The organism is Pseudomonas sp. MF09156 (genome assembly GCF_059862305.1).
Map to the genome: position 1 here is coordinate 92,781 of NZ_JCBCUR010000017.1, position 18,124 is coordinate 110,904.

22 protein-coding genes and 1 pseudogene are annotated in these 18,124 nt (G+C 60.9%); 8 read left to right on the plus strand and 15 right to left on the minus strand.

Annotated elements, in window-relative coordinates:
- Positions 1-57: 57 nt before the first annotated feature.
- On the minus strand, positions 58-813 hold the full coding sequence (locus AC19YY_RS25745) for a spermidine synthase (protein WP_500605082.1): 756 nt from the start codon (positions 811-813) through the stop codon (positions 58-60).
- Positions 814-955: 142 nt separating this feature from the next.
- Here AC19YY_RS25745 and AC19YY_RS25750 point away from each other — a divergent pair, with 142 nt between their 5' ends.
- Positions 956-2,302, plus strand: coding sequence for a class II 3-deoxy-7-phosphoheptulonate synthase (locus tag AC19YY_RS25750; RefSeq protein WP_170042818.1), 1,347 nt, complete (start codon positions 956-958; stop codon positions 2,300-2,302).
- 89 nt (positions 2,303-2,391) lie between these two features.
- Here the strand turns inward: AC19YY_RS25750 and AC19YY_RS25755 are convergent, their stop codons facing one another.
- Positions 2,392-3,624: a winged helix-turn-helix domain-containing protein gene (locus AC19YY_RS25755; protein ID WP_500605083.1), complete on the minus strand. Its 1,233-nt coding sequence runs from the start codon at positions 3,622-3,624 to the stop codon at positions 2,392-2,394.
- 43 nt (positions 3,625-3,667) lie between these two features.
- The gene (locus tag AC19YY_RS25760) at positions 3,668-3,874 is read right to left on the minus strand and encodes a DUF1127 domain-containing protein (protein WP_169952645.1); all 207 of its coding nucleotides are present in this window, start codon (positions 3,872-3,874) and stop codon (positions 3,668-3,670) included.
- A 70-nt stretch (positions 3,875-3,944) separates the two neighbouring features.
- Between AC19YY_RS25760 and AC19YY_RS25765 the strand changes: the two genes are divergently transcribed.
- Positions 3,945-4,826 (plus strand): LysR family transcriptional regulator, encoded by an 882-nt coding sequence (locus AC19YY_RS25765; RefSeq protein WP_169952647.1) that lies wholly within the window; start codon positions 3,945-3,947, stop codon positions 4,824-4,826.
- Here AC19YY_RS25765 and AC19YY_RS25770 read toward each other — a convergent pair.
- Entirely contained in the window at positions 4,816-5,565 is a 750-nt protein-coding gene (locus AC19YY_RS25770; RefSeq protein ID WP_169952650.1) for a TSUP family transporter, read from the minus strand. The genes AC19YY_RS25765 and AC19YY_RS25770 overlap by 11 nt on opposite strands.
- A gap of 110 nt (positions 5,566-5,675) precedes the next feature.
- On the opposite strand from AC19YY_RS25770, the gene AC19YY_RS25775 reads away from it, so the two are divergent.
- On the plus strand, positions 5,676-6,626 hold the full coding sequence (locus tag AC19YY_RS25775) for a LysR family transcriptional regulator (RefSeq protein ID WP_170042816.1): 951 nt from the start codon (positions 5,676-5,678) through the stop codon (positions 6,624-6,626).
- Positions 6,611-6,844: pseudogene (locus AC19YY_RS25780) on the plus strand (OsmC family protein); the annotation flags it as partial. The gene AC19YY_RS25775 and the pseudogene AC19YY_RS25780, both read left to right, overlap by 16 nt.
- A gap of 61 nt (positions 6,845-6,905) precedes the next feature.
- Here AC19YY_RS25780 and AC19YY_RS25785 read toward each other — a convergent pair.
- Together AC19YY_RS25785 and earP are read right to left on the minus strand one after the other, a co-directional pair.
- Positions 6,906-7,478 carry an elongation factor P gene (locus tag AC19YY_RS25785; RefSeq protein ID WP_170042815.1) on the minus strand — a complete coding sequence of 191 codons (573 nt, stop codon included), beginning with the start codon at positions 7,476-7,478 and terminating at the stop codon, positions 6,906-6,908.
- Between the two features lie 49 nt (positions 7,479-7,527).
- Positions 7,528-8,661: an elongation factor P maturation arginine rhamnosyltransferase EarP gene (earP, locus tag AC19YY_RS25790; RefSeq protein ID WP_500605084.1), complete on the minus strand. Its 1,134-nt coding sequence runs from the start codon at positions 8,659-8,661 to the stop codon at positions 7,528-7,530.
- A 132-nt stretch (positions 8,662-8,793) separates the two neighbouring features.
- On the opposite strand from earP, the gene AC19YY_RS25795 reads away from it, so the two are divergent.
- Both AC19YY_RS25795 and AC19YY_RS25800 read left to right on the plus strand, forming a co-directional pair.
- Positions 8,794-9,162, plus strand: coding sequence for a hypothetical protein (locus tag AC19YY_RS25795; protein ID WP_170057057.1), 369 nt, complete (start codon positions 8,794-8,796; stop codon positions 9,160-9,162).
- Between the two features lie 13 nt (positions 9,163-9,175).
- A complete protein-coding gene (locus tag AC19YY_RS25800) occupies positions 9,176-9,658 on the plus strand; it encodes a GreA/GreB family elongation factor (protein WP_170042812.1) in 483 nt (160 codons plus the stop codon).
- Positions 9,659-9,663: 5 nt separating this feature from the next.
- Here AC19YY_RS25800 and cysB read toward each other — a convergent pair whose 3' ends face one another.
- From cysB to AC19YY_RS25825, 5 genes are all read right to left on the minus strand, one after another.
- Entirely contained in the window at positions 9,664-10,638 is a 975-nt protein-coding gene (gene cysB, locus AC19YY_RS25805; protein ID WP_010176165.1) for an HTH-type transcriptional regulator CysB, read from the minus strand.
- A 104-nt stretch (positions 10,639-10,742) separates the two neighbouring features.
- Positions 10,743-11,243: a universal stress protein gene (locus tag AC19YY_RS25810; RefSeq protein WP_169952663.1), complete on the minus strand. Its 501-nt coding sequence runs from the start codon at positions 11,241-11,243 to the stop codon at positions 10,743-10,745.
- Between the two features lie 70 nt (positions 11,244-11,313).
- Positions 11,314-12,231: a 5'-nucleotidase gene (locus AC19YY_RS25815; protein WP_492633512.1), complete on the minus strand. Its 918-nt coding sequence runs from the start codon at positions 12,229-12,231 to the stop codon at positions 11,314-11,316.
- Between the two features lie 9 nt (positions 12,232-12,240).
- On the minus strand, positions 12,241-13,203 hold the full coding sequence (locus AC19YY_RS25820; protein ID WP_500605085.1) for a putative 2-dehydropantoate 2-reductase: 963 nt from the start codon (positions 13,201-13,203) through the stop codon (positions 12,241-12,243).
- A complete protein-coding gene (locus tag AC19YY_RS25825; protein WP_346266478.1) occupies positions 13,200-13,535 on the minus strand; it encodes a YbbN family protein in 336 nt (111 codons plus the stop codon). Before AC19YY_RS25825 ends, AC19YY_RS25820 begins: the two co-directional genes overlap by 4 nt.
- A gap of 187 nt (positions 13,536-13,722) precedes the next feature.
- Between AC19YY_RS25825 and AC19YY_RS25830 the strand changes: the two genes are divergently transcribed.
- On the plus strand, positions 13,723-14,799 hold the full coding sequence (locus AC19YY_RS25830; protein WP_099169512.1) for a 3-deoxy-7-phosphoheptulonate synthase: 1,077 nt from the start codon (positions 13,723-13,725) through the stop codon (positions 14,797-14,799).
- A gap of 56 nt (positions 14,800-14,855) precedes the next feature.
- Here AC19YY_RS25830 and AC19YY_RS25835 read toward each other — a convergent pair whose 3' ends face one another.
- Complete coding sequence (locus AC19YY_RS25835; RefSeq protein WP_029297992.1) at positions 14,856-15,137, minus strand: GNAT family N-acetyltransferase; 282 nt, start codon at positions 15,135-15,137, stop codon at positions 14,856-14,858.
- A gap of 614 nt (positions 15,138-15,751) precedes the next feature.
- On the opposite strand from AC19YY_RS25835, the gene oprI reads away from it, so the two are divergent.
- Positions 15,752-16,003 (plus strand): outer membrane lipoprotei OprI, encoded by a 252-nt coding sequence (gene oprI, locus AC19YY_RS25840; protein WP_003172710.1) that lies wholly within the window; start codon positions 15,752-15,754, stop codon positions 16,001-16,003.
- A 134-nt stretch (positions 16,004-16,137) separates the two neighbouring features.
- Here oprI and AC19YY_RS25845 read toward each other — a convergent pair whose 3' ends face one another.
- Genes AC19YY_RS25845 through AC19YY_RS25855 form a run of 3 tightly spaced genes read right to left on the minus strand, consistent with a single transcriptional unit; the run spans position 16,138 to position 18,124 of the window.
- Positions 16,138-17,106, minus strand: a complete 969-nt coding sequence (locus tag AC19YY_RS25845; RefSeq protein ID WP_169952671.1) for a L,D-transpeptidase family protein — start codon at positions 17,104-17,106, stop codon at positions 16,138-16,140.
- Positions 17,107-17,165: 59 nt separating this feature from the next.
- A complete protein-coding gene (locus tag AC19YY_RS25850; protein ID WP_029297976.1) occupies positions 17,166-17,462 on the minus strand; it encodes a hypothetical protein in 297 nt (98 codons plus the stop codon).
- Positions 17,463-17,518: 56 nt separating this feature from the next.
- Positions 17,519-18,124, minus strand: a complete 606-nt coding sequence (locus tag AC19YY_RS25855; protein ID WP_169952673.1) for an arylesterase — start codon at positions 18,122-18,124, stop codon at positions 17,519-17,521.

Genomic DNA, 18,124 nt, shown 5'->3' on the forward strand with positions numbered 1-18,124 from the left:
ATAGCCACAGAACAAATGTGGGAGCGGGCTTGCCCGCGATGAGGCCAGTGCAGGCACCTAAGTCGCCGGCCGAACCGCCTTGATCAACGCCTGCAACGAATACCCCAGGCGCGGCGCCAGCGCCTCGGCCCGCGCAGAAACCGCCGCCAGGTCCAGCGTCTGGTCCAGGTCCGCCGGCACGATCAGGATCACATTGCCCTCCTTCACCGGCAACTCCCAGTAATGTCGATGATAAAGCCCACGCAACAACGCAGCGCCCAGGGGCTTGCCATCATCGGTGGCCCACTGGTTGATCACCAGCCAGCCACCCGGATTGAGCTTCTTCTGGCAGTTTTCCAGGAAAGTCCAGGCCAGGTGACCAACCCCCGGCCCGACATCGGTATACAAGTCGACGAAAATCAGGTCCGCCGGCTCCGCTGTCTCCAGCAATTCCAGGGCATCGCCAACACGGATGTACAGCCGTGGATCATCATCCAGCCCCAGGTATTCAATGGCCAGGCGCGGCACATCCGGGCGCAGCTCAATGGCCTCGACGTCTTCCAGCGGCAGGAACTTGAGGCAGGCCTGGGTCAGCGTCCCAGCCCCCAGGCCAAGAAACAGCGCACTTTCGGGCTGCTCATGGGACAAGGCGCCAATCAACATGGCACGGGTGTAGTCGTACTCCAGCCAACTGGGGTCGGCAGTGAACACACAGCTCTGTTCGATGGCATCGCCAAACTCGAGAAAGCGGTAGTCAGCCACTTCCAGCACACGGATCAAGCCGAAGTCATCATGGACCTCAGCCAACAGGCGCTCGACGCGCTCCTCAGTCATTTCATCTCCTAATGGGCCCGGGCACGGGTTCAAGCCGCCTGGTAGCAAGCGGGAAAGGCGCGATTGTCGGCCAAGCGGCGCCAGCAGGTCACGCACTAATTGCTGATAACATGCACGCTCCCGACATTCATTCGAGTTCACGATGAGCCAACCCTGGAGCCCCGACAGCTGGCGCGCCCTGCCGATCCAGCAACAACCCCGCTACCCCGACGCCGCGCACTTGCTGCAGGTCGAGCAGAGCCTGGCCAGCTACCCGCCGCTGGTGTTCGCCGGCGAAGCCCGGGAGCTGCGCCGCCAGTTTGCCGAGGTGACCCAGGGTCGCGCGTTCCTGCTGCAAGGTGGCGACTGTGCCGAGAGCTTTGCCGAGTTCTCTGCCGCGAAAATCCGCGACACCTTCAAAGTGTTGCTGCAGATGGCCATTGTCATGACGTTCGCCGCAGGCTGTCCGGTGGTCAAAGTCGGGCGCATGGCCGGCCAGTTCGCCAAGCCGCGCTCGGCCAACGATGAAACCATCGATGGCATCACCCTGCCCGCCTACCGTGGCGACATCGTCAACGGTATTGGTTTCGACGAGAAAAGCCGCGTCCCGGACCCCGACCGCCTGTTGCAGTCCTATCACCAGTCCACCGCCACCCTGAACCTGCTGCGCGCCTTCGCCCAGGGCGGTTTTGCCGACCTGCACCAGGTGCACAAGTGGAACCTGGACTTTATCGCCAACTCCGCCCTGGCCGACAAGTACAGCCAACTGGCAGACCGTATCGACGAAACCCTGGCCTTCATGCGCGCCTGCGGCATGGACAGCTCGCCACAATTGCGCGAGACCAGCTTCTTCACCGCCCACGAAGCACTGCTGCTCAATTACGAGCAAGCCTTCGTGCGTCGTGACAGCCTGACCAACGACTACTACGACTGTTCGGCCCATATGCTGTGGATCGGCGACCGCACGCGCCAACTCGATGGCGCGCACGTCGAGTTCCTGCGCGGGGTGAACAACCCGATCGGGGTCAAGGTCGGCCCGAGCATGAACCCCGACGACCTGATTCGCCTGATCGACATCCTCAACCCGGATAACGACCCCGGCCGCCTGAACCTGATCGCGCGCATGGGCGCCAACAAGGTCGGCGATCACCTGCCCAACCTGATCCGCGCCGTGCAGCGCGAAGGCAAGCAGGTGTTGTGGAGCAGCGACCCGATGCATGGCAACACCATCAAGGCCAGCAGCGGCTACAAGACCCGGGACTTCGCGCAGATCCTTAGCGAAGTGAAGGAATTCTTCCAGGTCCATGAAGCCGAAGGCACTTATGCCGGTGGGATTCATATCGAAATGACCGGGCAGAATGTCACCGAGTGCATCGGTGGCGCGCGGCCGATTACCGAGGATGGCTTGTCGGACCGCTACCACACCCATTGTGACCCGCGGATGAATGCCGATCAGTCGCTGGAGCTGGCGTTCTTGATTGCCGAGACGCTCAAGCAGGTCAAACGCTAGGGCAGGCGCGGCCTGATCCACCGCTATCGCGGGCAACCCCGACTCCCACCGTGGTCAATGTGGGAGCCGGGCGTGCCCGCGATAGCGCCCTATCTGCCAGCCTCCAGTGCCAGCATCGCCACCCGCAACCGGGTCGCGCTATGCCGCTGACAATTGATCTGCACCTGCTCCAACCCCAGCCAATCCGCCATCTGCCGCAAGCTCAATGCCAGCGCCAACATCCCCGCCTCGTCCAACCCCAGCTCTTGCTCGTGCACGGCATGTACCGCCAGCCGGCCATTGGCCCGCTCGGCGCGCAAGTCCACCCGTGCGGCGATGCGTTCGTTGTGCAGGAACGGCAGCACGTAATAGCCGTACACCCGCTTGTCCTGCGGGGTGTAGATTTCCAGGCGATAGCGAAAGTCGAACAGGCGCTCGGTACGGCTACGCTCCCAGATCAATGAATCAAAGGGCGACAGCAAGGCACTGGCCGCGACCTTGCGCGGGACGGTTGGCTCGGACAGGCAATATGCTGGCTGTTTCCAGCCCTGGACCTGGCACACCCGCAATTGCCCGTCCTCGACCAATTCGGCGAGGCGCCCACGACTGTCTGCTGGGTCCAGGCGAAAGTAATCGCGCAGGTCCTTTTCCGTAGCGATACCCAGCGCCGTCGCGGCATGCCGCAGCAGGCCACGCTGGGCGCTGTGTTCACTCAAGGGCGCCTGTTGCAGAATCGCCGCCGGGATGACCCGCTCCGGCAGGTCGTACAGGCGCTCGAAACCACGGCGCCCGGCCACCGTCACCAGGCCTGCGGCAAACAGCCATTCCAGCGCGTGCTTTTCATCACTCCAATCCCACCATGGCCCGGCGCGCTCTTCACGGGTCGACAGGCTGCCCGCGCCCAACGCGCCCTGCTGCTCGACGATGGCCAGCACGCGTCGGATAGTGGCCTGTTGCTCGCGACCAAAACGCGCCATCTGCTGATAGATCCCCTGCCCCTCGGATGCGCGCTGCATGCGCCAGCGCATCAGTGGATAAAGGGCCATGGGCAGCAGCGAGGCTTCATGCCCCCAATACTCAAACAACGTGCGCTGGTGCCCCTGGCTCCAGGCCGCCTGCTCGAGCAACAACGGCGAGTAACGGCCCAGGCGGGAAAACAGCGGCAGGTAGTGGGAGCGCACCACGGCATTGACCGAATCAATCTGCAACACGCCCAGGCGCTCGATCACACGGTTAACCTGGGCGGCCTTGATCTGCGCGGGCGGCTGGCGCCCGGAAAAGCCTTGGGCCGCCAGTGCCAGGCGGCGCGCCTGCTTGAGGGAAAAACTCAGTTCTGCGGGCATGTGCATCTCCTGATTGCGCCCGCGAACTGTAGCGCGATGCCGGTCATTTACCCAACGGGTCATTCCAGAAATGGCGGTGGCGTTCCTGCTCGACATCGGCCCGGGTCAAGCCAATATCCTTGAGTGAGTCATCGCTCATTTGCGCCAGCACCTGACGCTCGCGCTGCATGGCGTACCAACGAAATACCCTTTGAAACAGCCCGGCGAATGGACGTCTCACCAGCAACACATAACCTTTTTGGCCTTTCATCATCTCGCCCTCCAGTGGGGATGACTAAAGTCTGTGCCCAGGACTATGATCAATCCAACGAATGTTTCTTATGCAATACATCTCTGAGATTGATCAATTGAACCACTACCCGAGCATCGATACCGACGTGCTGCGCACCTTCGTCGCCATCGCCGACCAAGGTGGCTTCACCCGCGCCGGCGAGAAAGTCAATCGCACCCAGTCGGCGGTGAGTATGCAAATGAAGCGCCTGGAGGAGGACGTGCTGCAACGCAAGCTGTTCGAGCGCGACGGCCGGCAGGTCCGGCTCACGCCCGAGGGCCAGGTGTTGCTGGGGTATGCGCGGCGCATCCTGAAGCTGCACAGCGAGGTGTTCAATACCTTGCGCGAGCCGCATATGGTCGGGCTGGTGCGCATCGGCACGCCGGACGACTACGTGATGCGCTACCTGCCCGGTATCCTCAAGCGCTTTTCCAAGGCCTACCCGCTGATCCAGATCGAGATGCACTGCGAAGGCACGCCAGTGTTGATGCAGCGACGTGACCTGGCGTTGACGGTGGTCAGCCGCGAACCGGGAAATGAAATCGGCGAACTGCTGCGCAACGAGCGCATGGTCTGGGTAGCGTCACCGTGCTTCTGCGTGGATGAACACGAGACCCTACCCCTGGCGATCGCCGGCCTGGACAGCTTTTGCACGCAATGGGCCCGCGCCTCGCTGGACGCCGTGGGGCGCGAGTACCGCCTGGCCTATCACAGCTCCAACGGCGCGGCGATCCAGGCAGTGGTCGGAGCCGGGCTGGCGGTGACGGTCATGATGGAAAGCCTGGTCACCGAAGACCTGCGCATACTTGGCAGCGACGAAGGTTTCGGCCCGCTGCATACGGTCAACCTGCGCCTGCTGCGCAACCCGAACATGACCTCGCCCATCACCGAATGCCTGGCCGAGTACATCCTCGACGGCTTCAGACTTTAAAGGTCAACATCACCGCGCACACCACCAGGAAGCCGCAGAACAGACCGCGCAGCAGGCGCTCTGGCAATGCGTGGGCGATTTTCACCCCCCAACTGATACTCAGCAGCCCACCGACCGCCAGGGGCACGCCGATCAGCCAGTCCACTTCCTGGTGCCATGCGTAGGTCACCAGGGTCACGCCGGTACTGGGCAAGGCCAGTGCCAGGGACAGGCCCTGGGCAACCACCTGGGTGGTGCCGAACACACTGGTCAAGACCGGCGTTGCAACCACCGCGCCGCCGACACCGAACAGGCCTCCCATGGATCCCGACGCCGCGCCCAACACACCCAGCCATGGCCAGGAATAGCGCATCTGCGCAGAAGGTGGCGCATTGCTGGTGACCATGCGCAACAGGTTGTATGCCGACAGGGCCAGCAAAAATGCGATAAAGCCAATGCGCATCACGCCCGCATCGATGCCCACCGCCCAGATCGACCCCAGCCAGGCAAAGCAAAAACCCGTGATTCCAAGCGGCAAGGCATGGCGCAGCTCAATGCGATTGCGCTGGTGATAACGCCACAACGCCAGCATCACATTGGGTACGACCATCACCAGCGCCGTGCCTTGGGCAATCTGCTGATCCAGGCCAAACAGCACGCCCAGCACCGGAATCGCGATCAGCCCGCCACCAATGCCAAATAGCCCGCCCACGGTACCCAGGGCTATGCCCAGCACCACATACATCGCCATATCCACCACAACCACCCCCCTGCACTGTCTCAAGCCCTGCATGCTACGCAGTCCACTCTGGCATGGATACGCATAGCAACGCACAATGGCTATGCCAAATCCGCACAAGCGAGCGCCCTATGAGCCCCACTACCCTGACCGATCAACTGGGACTGTTTCTCGATGTGCTGGAGGCCGGCAGTTTTTCCGCAGCGGCGCGACGCCATCCGCTGACCCCCTCCGCCGTGGCCCGGCGCATCGACAGCCTGGAAAGCGCCTTGGGCAGCCAACTGTTCCTGCGCAGCACTCATGCGGTATTGCCCACCCCTGCCGGGCTCGCGTTTGCCGAGCGCGCGCGGCGGATTGTGCGGGAGCTGCAATTGGCTCGGGCCGAGGCCGTGTCGCTGAGCCACGCGCCCGAAGGCCTGATTCGCGTGGACGCACCCGCCGCGTTTGGCCGGCGACACCTGGCGCCGGCAATTGCGGACTTCCTGACGGTCTACCCGGGCCTGGACGTACACCTGCATCTGATCGACAGCTTTGTCGACATGCAGGGCGAGCACCTGGGCAAGGTGGACCTGGTGCTGCGCGCGGGGCATATCGTCGACACGCGGTTGATCGCCACACCCTTGGCCAGCATTGTGCGAATCGCCTGTGCCAGCCCGACCTACCTGAAAAACCGTGGCACACCGACCCATCCCAGCCAGCTCAACGAACACGACGGCCTGGATTGGGAAGGCCTGGCGCCGATGTTCGCCTGGCGCTTTGAACTTGATGGGCGCAAGAACATTTACCGTCCGCAGCGTATCCGCATGAGTGCCAACAATGCCGAAGCCCTGCTGTCCGGTGCCCTGGCCGGGCTGGGCATCGCTCACCTGCCTACCTGGCTGGCCAGCGAATACCTGGTTCGCGGTGAACTGGTGCCGTTATTCTGCGAAAATGGCCTACCGACCGCAGAAAGTGCCGGCATCTACGCCCTGCGCCTGGAGCAGCAGGCCAACGCCCGCAGCCGCCTGCTGCTGGAGTACCTCAAGAGCCGTTTCAGCCCCGTCCCACCGTGGGATCTGGCGTTGCAAAGTGGCTGGGGCTGACTGCTGCTATAGCCACCAACCCGGAGCAACTGTTCGCCGCTCATGTAGGCATCGGCCAGATTCCCGGTGGTTTTGGCCTGGATATCGACCTTTACGTATCCCTCCACGGACGGGAGTAAAACGAAGCGCAAAGCCTGGTGGACGCCGCGCATCAGGTCTGCCCGTACTCCAACGCGACCCGTGGCAATGTCGATGTGCGTTTGCATATCACCGTGTGACTGGCCAGCAGGCATAAAAAAACCCGACTCTTGGCCGGGTTTTTTATCAGTGACGCCAGAATTACTTCTTGGCGCGACCTTTGTACGAACCACCTTCACGGGTGTCGATCTCGATCATGTCGTCGATTTCGATGAAATCAGCAACTTGCAGTTCGGTACCGTTAGCCAGCTTGGCAGGCTTCATCACTTTGCCCGAAGTGTCACCGCGAGCGGAACCTTCGGTGTAGGCAACCTTACGCACGATGGTGGTCGGCAGCTCTACGGAAACCAGACGCTCTTCGAAGAAAATAGCTTCGCAGACGTCGGTCATGCCTTCTTCGATAAACGGCAGAACGCCTTCGATATCTTCAGCGTTCAGTTCGTACATGGTGTAGTCGGTGGTGTCCATGAACGTGTAGGTGTCGCCGCTGATGAAGGACAGGGTCGCTTCCTTGCGGTCGAGGATCACGTCTTCCAGCTTGTCATCGGCACTGTAAACGGTTTCGGTCTTGTAACCGGTCAGCAGGTTCTTCAGCTTGGTCTTCATGATCGCGCTGTTACGGCCCGATTTGGTGAACTCAGCTTTTTGAACCAACCATGGATCGTTGTCGATCTTAATTACGGTACCGGGTTTCAGTTCTTTACCAGTTTTCATTGCATATATCCGAAATTTGGATGGGATTGACAAAAATCAAGGTGGCGTATCATATCCAATTTTCATAAAACTGTACCAGCGCCGTCGCAAGATCAGCCTGCGAGGCCTGTTCCAGACACCATTTCTCGGCATGCACGGTCAGTTCCGGCCAATGTTCAAGCACGGTTTCCCAGCTTGAGGCCATGTCGCTATCCGTGTTCCAGGCCTGCCATAGGGCAATCAGCGCAGTTTTCGCGGGTGCAGACAGGTCCTGGGTGTACAGCGCGAGGAACGCATCGAGCTTGTCCAGGTGAATGTCTTCATCCTGGCGGTAGATATGCCATAGCAACGGGCGCCCAGCCCATTGCGCGCGCACAAAGGAGTCTTCACCGCGCACGGCATTGAAGTCGCAGCACCACAGCAAGCGGTCGTACTGCTCCTGGCGCACGAACGGCAGCACCTGCACCGTCAGCATACCGCGCACATGAATATCCCCTGCCGCCAATGCCTCCACTCCCAGCCAGCGCTGCACATCGCCGAGGATGCGCCCTTCCGGCACGAGCAGATGGGTGGCTTGCCCGTCCGCTGCCAATACCTGCAGCCAACTGGCCAGGCCGGCATTTTCGTAGGCAAACAGCGAGATCAACCGTGCGCCCACCGCCGGAAAAACACCCAAGCACTGTAGGAACTGTTGCTGGGCCTGGGGATCACCCTGAAACGCCTGACGCCGCTCGATCAACCCGGCCTCACGCAGCAAGCCGCCTGTGCCCGGACGGAAGCCTGGAAAGAAGAAGTACTTTTGCACGCCCTTGAACTTGACCGATAGCAGACCGTGACAGCCGACCACCCACTCCTCGGCACTCAGGTAATCCAGGTTCATCCACAATGGCATGCGCTCGCGGGCTGCCATGGCCTCCATGTAGTCCGGTGGCAATTGGCAGGCGAAGGCGGCGATCACCACGTCCGCCGTCGGCGTGGCCGGCCAGTCTGCGGGCCAGTGGCGCACATCCACACCCTCGCGCCACTGCTGCGCCAACTGCACATCCACCTCGGGGCACATGCGCTCGAATGCCCGCAGGTCATCGACCCACAGTCGCACCGCACAGCCCTGTTCTGCCACCAGTTGCCGGGCCAGGCGCCAGGTCACGCCAATGTCGCCGTAGTTGTCGACGACGCTGCAAAAAATATCCCAGCGGGCTTTCATTCCGGGCTCCATCAGTCAAAGGCTCGATTGTCCGCATAAATGCCGCCAGGCAGAAGGGTTGATCGCGATTATTCTGCACACAGGCTGTGCGACAATCCAAAGCTTGCCGCAACCGCCCGCCAGGAGGCCGTCATGTCCGATCGTCCGTTGTCGATGTTCAAACTCAGTATTGCCGTGGCCCTGGGCCTGTGGCTGGGCTTTGTCGCCATCGCGCTGACAGGCTGGCTGGCCTCGCGCTACCTGCTTGAACAACCCGTGGCCGCCGTCACCCAGGCCGTTCAACAACTGGGCAAGCCGCCAGCCGCAACCCCAGAGCCGCCAAACCGGATGTTCGAGCAATACCAGCAAAACCTGCACAAGCAGGAACAACAACAGGCGCTGGATCAGGCCCGGGACAACCCGCGCAACCTGGCCAACCCCAAATGCCAGTTCTGGCTCCAGCAGGACCAGAACGCCCCCAACGACAAGAGCCGGGCCAACGTCCTGCAATTTTGTGATTGAGCTGTAAGCCCCCATGAATAAACACGCCGTCCTCCAGTTGATCCTGGAAAAACTCGCCGCCGACCTGGATGTGGCGCAACGCGCCGCGCAAACCGCCTATGAAACCGCAACCCACGAAGAAAACATCGCCGAGAACAAGTACGACACCCTGGGCCTGGAAGCCTCTTACCTGGCCGCCGGGCAAGCCAAGCGCGTCGAGGAAATCAAACAGTCACTGGTGGTGTGCCAGAACCTCAACCTGCGGCCCTACGAGGAACAACGGGGGATCGAGGTGGGCGCCCTGCTCGGCCTGGAAGATGACAACGGCCGTCAGCAATGGCTGTTCCTCGCGCCGGACGCGGCAGGCCTGAAAGTCTATGTAGTGGGGCAGTTGGTGACCGTCATCACCCCTCGCTCGCCGCTGGGCAAAAGCCTGCTGGGCAAGTTCGAGGGCGATGAGGTGGAGATTCTGGTGGCAGGCGCCCGGCAACAATTCGTGGTGACCGAGGCCCGCTAGGCCGATCAGTGAACCGGCAGTTCAACGCCGTCGAACAGTTCTTCGAGTTCCTGCTTGTTATGGCACTGGATCGCCTTGGCCATGACTTCACGGGTCAGGTGCGGGGCGAACTTCTCGATGAAATCGCACATGAAGCCGCGCAGGAACGTGCCCCGACGGAAGCCGATCTTGGTCACGCTGGACTCGAACAGTTCGCTGGCATCCAGCACCACCAGGTCGCTGTCGAGCTTGGTGTCGACGGCCATCTTGGCCACGATGCCGACGCCCAGGCCCAGGCGCACGTAGGTCTTGATCACGTCGGCATCAGCCGCAGTGAACACTACTTTTGGCGTGAGGCCGCGATGGCTGAAGGCTTCGTCGAGTTTGGAGCGGCCGGTGAAGCCGAACACATAGGTCACAATCGGGTATTCCGCCAGCGCTTCTAGGGTCAGCTTCGGCAGTTTGGCCAGTGGGTGGCCCTGGGGCACCACGACGCAGCGGTTCCAGCGATAGCACGGCATCATCACCAGGTCACCGAACAGCTCCAGGGCTTCGGTGGCGATGGCGAAGTCGACGGTGCCATCGGCCGCCATCTCGGCGATCTGCATCGGCGACCCCTGGTGCATGTGCAGGGCCACGTCCGGGTACTGCTTGATGAACGAACTGATCACCGGCGGCAGCGCGTAACGGGCCTGGGTGTGGGTGGTGGCAATCGACAGGGTGCCTTTTTTCTCGTTGGAAAATTCCTGGGCGATCTGCTTGATGCTTTCGACCTTGCGCAGGATTTCGCCGGCAGTGGTGATGATGCGCTCACCGGCAGGCGTGACACGGGTCAGGTGCTTGCCGCTGCGGGCGAACACTTCGACGCCCAATTCATCTTCGAGCAGGCGGATCTGTTTACTGATACCCGGTTGCGAGGTGTAGAGGCTTTGAGCCGTGGCGGAAACGTTGAGGTCGTGGTGCGCCACTTCCCAGATGTAGCGCAGTTGTTGAAGCTTCATATGTGTCCCTCAAAGCAGATAGACGCCACGGATATCAGCGACGGTATATAACTATATTAAAGGTTGGATTGATAAATCTAGAACTTTTTATCGTTTACGCCCCATCACACATCTTCACTGCGTCGACGCTGCAACAAAGGCACCAGATACACCGGCACCTGGGACAACTGCAACACCCGCGCCGCCGTCCGCCCCAACGGGGTCGAGATTCCTGCGCCCTGGCTATGACTTCCTACGATCAACAAATCCACCGAGAGTTTCTGCGCCTGGTCGAGAATCACTTGGGCGGGGTCCCCCTGGATCACCCGCACCGAACGAATCGCCTGCAAGTCCTGCTCGCCGTCCTGCAACTCTTCACGAAAACTGTCCAGCACCCGCTGTTCGATGTTCGCCATTACCGTGTTCAGCCCCTGGCTCTGCCATTCGCTCAAGGCCTGCTCATCAAGATAGGTTTGCAGCACCGATTCTGCGAACAGCCCGATCGGCTCCACCACATGAATCACATACAGGTCCGCCTTGAACGTACGCGCCATCGCCAGCGCATGTTGCATCACGTAAGGCGCATACACACCCAGGTCTGAGGCATACAACATCGACCGAATCATAGAACCTCCTGGACTGCCAGGATGGCGGGGATTGTTTCAGCTTAGCAGCGCCTCCGCGACTGCGATGAACTTAGCTCGGGACCTGGACTTTGGGCTCATTGCTCACGCCATGGGGCACATGTCCGGTGGCCACGACCTCCCTGGCTTTTTCGCAATGGCCGGCCTGGTCGTCAAAAAAAACATCGGCAGCGAACGCTTCAAGAAACGCTGATTTTTCCAGGCCACCGAGAAACAGCGACTCGTCCAGGCGGATATCCCACTCACGCAAGGTGCGGATCACCCGCTCGTGGGACGGCGCCGAACGTGCCGTCACCAGCGCCGTGCGGATCGGGCATGACTCATCGGGGAACTCGCGCTGCAACAGATTGAGGGCCGCCAGGAATCCCTTGAATGGCCCACCCCGTAGCGGTTCGCGGGCCGCTTGCCGCTCGCTGGCCTGGAAGGCTTCCAGGCCGCCACTTTGGTAGACGCGCTCGGACTCGTCGGAGAACAGCACCGCGTCACCGTCAAAGGCAATCCGCAGCTCGGCACTGGACGCGCGACGGGCGCCGCCGGACAAAATGGTCGCTGCCGCAAAACCGGCATCCAGCGCGCTGCGCACATCTTCGGCGTGAGTCGAGAGAAACAGGTGGCTGCCAAACGCCGCCAGATAAGGGTGGGGGTTACGCCCACCGACAAAGGCTGCGCGGGAAATATCCAGGCCGTAGTGCTGGATCGAATTGAACACGCGCAGGCCGGTATCGGCACTGTTGCGCGACACCAGCACCACTTCGACCCGCGCACGGCCGAGGCTGGCATTGAGGGTCAGGAGTTTCTTGACCAGGGGGAAGGCATCCCCCGGCTCAAGGATTTCTTCCTCGTGGTCGATCTGGTATTTGCGGTAGGCCTCGACGCCCTGGGCCAGGTAAACCTTATGGCTTTCGCCCAGGTCGAACAGGGCCCGCGAGGAAATCGCCAGTACCAGTTTGTCGCTCATGCCTTTGGCCATGTCTGCTCCTCAGCTATTGCGGCGATCAATAAAGCCCAAGGCCTGATACAGCGCCTGCATCCGCGGCAATTGGCAGCCGGCGGCCCGGGCGGCGGCCAGCGGGCGGGCGTAGATCGCGGCCAGTTCCAGGGGGCGCTGGTGCAGGTGATCGTGATACATGCTGGGCCAGTAGTCCGTCAAACGCTCGGTCATGCTGAACATTTGCTCAGCGTAGCCCGGCGCGATCTCATGGCCGCACGCCTGGGCGCCCTGCACCACTTCGGCCATCAGGCCCTGGATCAACTCCCGACTGGATTCGTCGGCCATCAACTGCGAGGTATTGGCACCGAGCAACACCGACAGGCCGTTGTACGGCACATTCCACACCAGTTTATGCCAACGCGCCTGGTCCAGGTCTGGCATGGCCTGGGAGTCGATCCCGGCCTGGCGGAACAGGCCCGCGCCCTCCTCGACAATCGCCTGGCGGCGTACAGCATCATCCGTCGCGTTGCCGCTGTGATAGCCAAGGCTGACCCGGCCCATGGCCTGGTGCTCGACGATCCCCGGCCCGGAACGGTGCACGCAGATGTAACAAAGCCCGCCAAGCAAATGCAGGGACGGCGGCAGATGCTCGCGCAGGCCATCTTCGACACCCAGGCCATTTTGCAACAGGACAACCTTGGCATCGGGCGCCGCCACCTGGGCAATGGTTGGCGCCAGTTCAACGTTGCCGGTGGTCTTGGTGCCCACCAACAGCCAGTCGCAAGGCGGCATGTCGGCCGCATTGGCGTAGGCCTGGACCGGGTGCAGACTCAAGGCGCCATGCACCGCGCTATTAAGTTGCAAGCCGCGCTCACTGACCGCTGCGAACTCACTGCGCAGCAGGAAATGTACGTCGAACCCGGCGCGCGCCAGCATCAACCCGTAAAAACCACCGATGGCACCGGTGCCGATAATCCCAATGCGTGGCCCTGGCTCAACTGCATTCGTCATGGCAACTCCTCTGGTTCCTGTTTGAGCGCCTCATCTATAGCGGCACTGAGCTCGCCGGCGTTCAGGCCAACCTGTAGCGCACCGTGCAGTTGACCCTCGCACACTACAAATATGGCCGGCAAATGAAAGATCCCGTAACGCTGCACTGCGCCACCATTATGCCCAGCGTCGACCCAGCAGATGCGCGCAACCGGCAGGTTCCACCCCGGCATCTGTTGGCGTGCCCAGCGGCAACTGGCACAGCCAGCGCCGGTAAATACCAGCAGCGAAGCGCCAGGTAGCGCCAACAACTGCTGGTCGATATCCAAATCCGTCAATTCAAACGCTTTCACTCGATCTGCACCACGACCTTCAACCAGGCAACACACTATCAGGGCGCACGACAACGCGCGCAATTGCCCATTGTCGAGCAGGCTTGTACGCGCTAAGGTTCGGCTCCCCGCTGCATTTAAATCATGCTGTGCTCCGCCGCACGGGGTTCGCTGGCGGCCGGCACCCGTGACCCTGACGAGTAACACGATGGCTGATTTACCGATCAACGACCTAAACGTCGAATCCAACGAGACCCTGATCACGCCCGATCAGCTCAAGCGCGAAATCCCTTTGAGCGACGCTGCCCTGCAGACCGTCACCAAGGGCCGCGAAGTCATTCGTGACATCCTCGACGGCACTGACCACCGCCTGTTCGTGGTGATCGGCCCTTGCTCGATCCACGACCTCAAGGCTGCCCACGAGTACGCCGAGCGCCTCAAAGTGCTGGCGGCGGAAGTGTCCGACACCCTGTACCTGGTGATGCGCGTGTATTTCGAGAAGCCGCGCACTACCGTCGGCTGGAAAGGCCTGATCAACGATCCGTACCTGGACGACTCGTTCAAGATCCAGGACGGCTTGCACATCGGTCGCAAGCTGCTGCTGGACCTGGCTGAAATGGGCCTGCCAACGGCCACCGAAGCCCTGGACCCGATTTCCCCGCAATACCTGCAGGACCTGATCAGTTGGTCGGCGATCGGTGCGCGTACCACCGAATCGCAAACCCACCGCGAAATGGCCTCTGGCCTGTCCTCGGCCGTGGGTTTCAAGAACGGGACCGATGGCGGCCTGACCGTGGCGATCAACGCGCTGCAGTCGGTTTCCAGCCCGCACCGTTTCCTGGGGATCAACCAGGAAGGTGGCGTGTCCATCGTCACCACCAAGGGCAACGCCTATGGCCACGTGGTACTGCGTGGCGGCAATGGCAAGCCCAACTATGATTCGGTCAGCGTGGCCCTGTGCGAACAGGCCCTGAGCAAGGCGAAGATCAAGCCGAACATCATGGTCGATTGCAGCCACGCCAACTCCAACAAGGACCCGGCCCTGCAGCCGCTGGTGATGGAGAACGTGGCCAACCAGATCCTGGAAGGCAACCAGTCGATTATCGGCCTGATGGTCGAGAGTCACCTGAACTGGGGCTGCCAGGCGATTCCAAAGGATCTGGCCGACCTGCAATACGGCGTATCGATCACCGATGCCTGCATCGACTGGTCCGCCACCGAGACCACCCTGCGCAGCATGCACGCCAAGCTCAAGGACGTATTGCCCAAGCGCAAACGCACCTGACGCACACAAAAACGCCGGGCTAAGCCCGGCGTTTTTTTATGCCTGCATGCTGGCTTTTACAGCTTCGCGGCGTGGCGCTGGTGGCGCTCCATGTAGCGCTCCACGTAGGAGCAGGACGGGATTACCGTATAGCCCATACTCTCGGCGTATTGCAGCGCCTCTTCGGTCAACGCAGCGGCAATGCCACGCCCACGTAGGGCATTGGGCACAAACGTGCGGTAGATATCCAGGGTCTGCTTCCCCAGGTCCATGTAGGTCAGATAGGCACGATGACCGTCCACATTGGTCTCGAACTGATGACCAGCCTGGTCATGGTGGATGGACAACGCCTCGCTCATCACTACTCCTCGCGGGTCTTGGTTTCTGACCCCTACCTTACCGATGTTTTTCCGGCGAAGGAACATCTACGCCACCCCGTGCCGGTTTCGACAACGAGAAAAGCCCTACAGCACTCACGCCCCGCACCAAGGAATAGTAGGCACCAATCCTGTCATTGCTCAAGAGACGCTCGTCATCCATCGGGCTGGCGGACATAGAAAGGGCTGATCGAACATCCTGTGGTCGATAGCCTGAACATTGCCGACAGTTGAAGCTTGAGACGAACCACCGCTTTTAAAGTCACCTCTACATGCGCGAAAGATGCCCATCAGCGTCTGGACAATCTGAACAATAGTATTGGCGCAGATATATAAATTGACATCGACTTACAACGTTTAACACTTGCCAGGCGGCGCTTTCAGCCTGGATCCAATCTTTGACCGCGCAGCACAAACTGGATAATTTTTATACAAACTCGCTAAAGATTAGCCAAAATAGATTCGGCACAAGAATTTTTTTTGCTTCTTGCGCTACGTCAGTTTACTTACTACAAGTAATGGGTAGTATGTACGCCGGCTATTAGCTCACTCTGAGATACTAGCCATTAAATAGAAAGTCCTTGAAGGGGAACACGATGAACAACGTTCTGAAATTCTCTGCTCTGGCTCTGGCCGCAGTTCTGGCTACCGGTTGCAGCAGCGTCTCCAAAGAAACCGAAGCTCGTCTGACTGCAACTGAAGACGCAGCAGCTCGCTCCCAGGCTCGTGCAGACGAAGCCTACCGTAAAGCTGATGAAGCTCTGGCTGCTGCTCAAAAAGCACAACAGACTGCTGACGAAGCTAACGAGCGCGCTCTGCGCATGCTTGAAAAAGCTAGCCGCAAGTAATAATCCTTCGGGGTTGTTATCAAGCCGATCCATTTTTGGATCGGCTTTTTATTGCCCGGGATTGGGCTTTAGATTCCAGGCAATAAAAAGCCCGCCAGGGGCAATCCGTGGCGGGCTTCGTCTGGCACCAGTCACTACTGCTGCAGATCGACCGGCATGCTGCTGACCATCGGCGCCGTGCCCGGCTCGCCGATTTGCGCGGGCAAGCCATCTTCGGCCGCCACCACATCACGCACCTCATCCCAGTTGACCCGCAGGTTATTGGCCAGGTCTTCACGCTTGAGCATGGCGTTGATCACAGCGGTGTGCTTGTCGACCACCGACGGCGTACCGTCGTCATTCAAGGGCGCGTGCGCCTCCAGGTAGACCTTGCCGCCGCTGATACCGAACTTGTAGGCATCATTGATGATCCGCACAGGCGTGCCCACCGGAACCATCTTGGCCATCTCCAGCACGTTGCTGTTGAACATGCGGAAGCAGCCATGGCTGGTACGGGTGCCGATGCCGAACTTCTTGTTGGAGCCATGAATCAGGTAGCCCGGCGTCCCCAGGGTGAACTTGAACGGACCCAGGGGGTTGTCGGGACCGGCCGGTACCACGTTGGGCAGCGGGTCGCCGTCTGCCGCGTGCTCGGCCTTGATCGACGCGGGCGGGGTCCAGGTCGGGTTGGGGGTCTTGGCAATGATGCTGGTATGGGCAATCGGCGAGCCCCAGCCCTCACGACCGATCCCCAACGGGAAGGTGTACACCACGTCCTGGCCCTTGGGGTAGTAGTACAGACGGTACTCGGCCAGGTTGATCACGATGCCTTCCCGGGGACCCGGTGGCAAAATGAAACGGGTCGGCAGCACAATCTCCGCCCCAGCCCCCGGCAACCAGGCATCCACGCCGGGGTTGGCCGCGACCATCTCCGAATAGCCCAGGTCATAGGTAGCACCGAGGTCGGCAAAGGTGTCTTCGTACTTGGCCTTGATCACCTGGACCTGGCCGACAATGTCTTCACCCGGCGGCGGCAGGGGCAGTTGCAGGGCCGCGACAGGACCGGCTGCACACAAGGCAGCGAGAGACAGGCAACGGGTGACGACAGGCAAGCGCGACAACATCCGGAAAATCCTTCGCAGATCGACGGGGGTAAAATGGCGATTGTAGCGTGTACCTGCCCTTAAAGCTCGAAGCGCAGCTCAGGCCAGATAGGCGGCGTACCACGCTTTTGCGATTCGAGAATCGCCCGGCACAAGGGGCATAGGCGCTGGTCCTGGAAGATCGAGCGATCCACCGAGGACCAGCGTGGCTGGGCTGGCAGCAATGTGCCGCAGAGCGTCCGGTCGATGGTACCGCCCAGTTCCAGCTGGCGCGTCACCAGGTGTACCTTCACTTCCTGGCAGGCGAACAGATCCAACTGCTCGTCGGGCTCGATCAGTTGGTAGGCAAACAGGGACCAGGCGGGACGCGACGACATCGGGGGCTCCAAATCGGGGGCGCCACCTTAGCCGAAAGACCGCTGCTAGAAAAGCGTCATAACAGCGGTTTTAGCGTCGGCCAGACATTTTCCAGCAACTTGGCCTGGGCACCGACTGCCGGGTGCAGCTGATCAGCCTGCATCATGTCCGGATGGCCACCCACGCCCTCCAGGAAAAACGGCACCAGTGGGACGTTTTTTTCCTTGGCCAGCACACCATAGACCTCAGCAAATGCCGTGGTATATCGCGGGCCATAATTGGGCGGCAACTGCATCCCCAGCAGCAACACCTTGGCGCCACCGGCCTTGGACTGGTCAATCATCGACGCAAGATTTTGTTGCAATTGCGCTGGAGGCTGCCCGCGCAAGCCGTCGTTGCCGCCCAACTCGATCACCACCACGTCCGGCTTATGCTCTGCAAGCGCCGCCGGCAGCCGCGCCAAGCCTCCGGCGCTGGTGTCGCCGCTGATGGAGGCATTGACCACCTTATCGTCGAAACCCTCCTTCTTGAGCCGTTGCTCCAGCAGTGCCACCCACCCTTTGCTGGTATCCAGGCCGAAACCGGCACTGATACTATCGCCAACGATCAGGACAGTACCCGCCGCTGCGTTCTGGGCCATGCACATCAGGGCCAGGCCAGCACTCAAAAACCATATTCGCAT

What these genes read in the sequence shown, in the direction of transcription:
- AC19YY_RS25830 (WP_099169512.1), top strand. Translation starts at nt 13,723, where the DNA reads ATGGCTGATTTACCGATCAACGACCTAAACGTCGAATCCAACGAGACC.
- earP (WP_500605084.1), bottom strand. Translation starts at nt 8,661, where the DNA reads ATGAAAGCCCGCTGGGATATTTTTTGCAGCGTCGTCGACAACTACGGC.
- AC19YY_RS25745 (WP_500605082.1), bottom strand. Translation starts at nt 813, where the DNA reads ATGACTGAGGAGCGCGTCGAGCGCCTGTTGGCTGAGGTCCATGATGAC.
- AC19YY_RS25845 (WP_169952671.1), bottom strand. Translation starts at nt 17,106, where the DNA reads ATGTTGTCGCGCTTGCCTGTCGTCACCCGTTGCCTGTCTCTCGCTGCC.
- AC19YY_RS25810 (WP_169952663.1), bottom strand. Translation starts at nt 11,243, where the DNA reads ATGATTCGGTCGATGTTGTATGCCTCAGACCTGGGTGTGTATGCGCCT.
- AC19YY_RS25855 (WP_169952673.1), bottom strand. Translation starts at nt 18,124, where the DNA reads ATGCGAATATGGTTTTTGAGTGCTGGCCTGGCCCTGATGTGCATGGCC.
- oprI (WP_003172710.1), top strand. Translation starts at nt 15,752, where the DNA reads ATGAACAACGTTCTGAAATTCTCTGCTCTGGCTCTGGCCGCAGTTCTG.
- cysB (WP_010176165.1), bottom strand. Translation starts at nt 10,638, where the DNA reads ATGAAGCTTCAACAACTGCGCTACATCTGGGAAGTGGCGCACCACGAC.
- AC19YY_RS25795 (WP_170057057.1), top strand. Translation starts at nt 8,794, where the DNA reads ATGTCCGATCGTCCGTTGTCGATGTTCAAACTCAGTATTGCCGTGGCC.
- AC19YY_RS25785 (WP_170042815.1), bottom strand. Translation starts at nt 7,478, where the DNA reads ATGAAAACTGGTAAAGAACTGAAACCCGGTACCGTAATTAAGATCGAC.
- AC19YY_RS25760 (WP_169952645.1), bottom strand. Translation starts at nt 3,874, where the DNA reads ATGAAAGGCCAAAAAGGTTATGTGTTGCTGGTGAGACGTCCATTCGCC.
- AC19YY_RS25800 (WP_170042812.1), top strand. Translation starts at nt 9,176, where the DNA reads ATGAATAAACACGCCGTCCTCCAGTTGATCCTGGAAAAACTCGCCGCC.
- AC19YY_RS25815 (WP_492633512.1), bottom strand. Translation starts at nt 12,231, where the DNA reads ATGGCCAAAGGCATGAGCGACAAACTGGTACTGGCGATTTCCTCGCGG.
- AC19YY_RS25755 (WP_500605083.1), bottom strand. Translation starts at nt 3,624, where the DNA reads ATGCCCGCAGAACTGAGTTTTTCCCTCAAGCAGGCGCGCCGCCTGGCA.
- AC19YY_RS25820 (WP_500605085.1), bottom strand. Translation starts at nt 13,203, where the DNA reads ATGACGAATGCAGTTGAGCCAGGGCCACGCATTGGGATTATCGGCACC.
- AC19YY_RS25750 (WP_170042818.1), top strand. Translation starts at nt 956, where the DNA reads ATGAGCCAACCCTGGAGCCCCGACAGCTGGCGCGCCCTGCCGATCCAG.
- AC19YY_RS25835 (WP_029297992.1), bottom strand. Translation starts at nt 15,137, where the DNA reads ATGAGCGAGGCGTTGTCCATCCACCATGACCAGGCTGGTCATCAGTTC.
- AC19YY_RS25765 (WP_169952647.1), top strand. Translation starts at nt 3,945, where the DNA reads ATGCAATACATCTCTGAGATTGATCAATTGAACCACTACCCGAGCATC.
- AC19YY_RS25850 (WP_029297976.1), bottom strand. Translation starts at nt 17,462, where the DNA reads ATGTCGTCGCGTCCCGCCTGGTCCCTGTTTGCCTACCAACTGATCGAG.
- AC19YY_RS25775 (WP_170042816.1), top strand. Translation starts at nt 5,676, where the DNA reads ATGAGCCCCACTACCCTGACCGATCAACTGGGACTGTTTCTCGATGTG.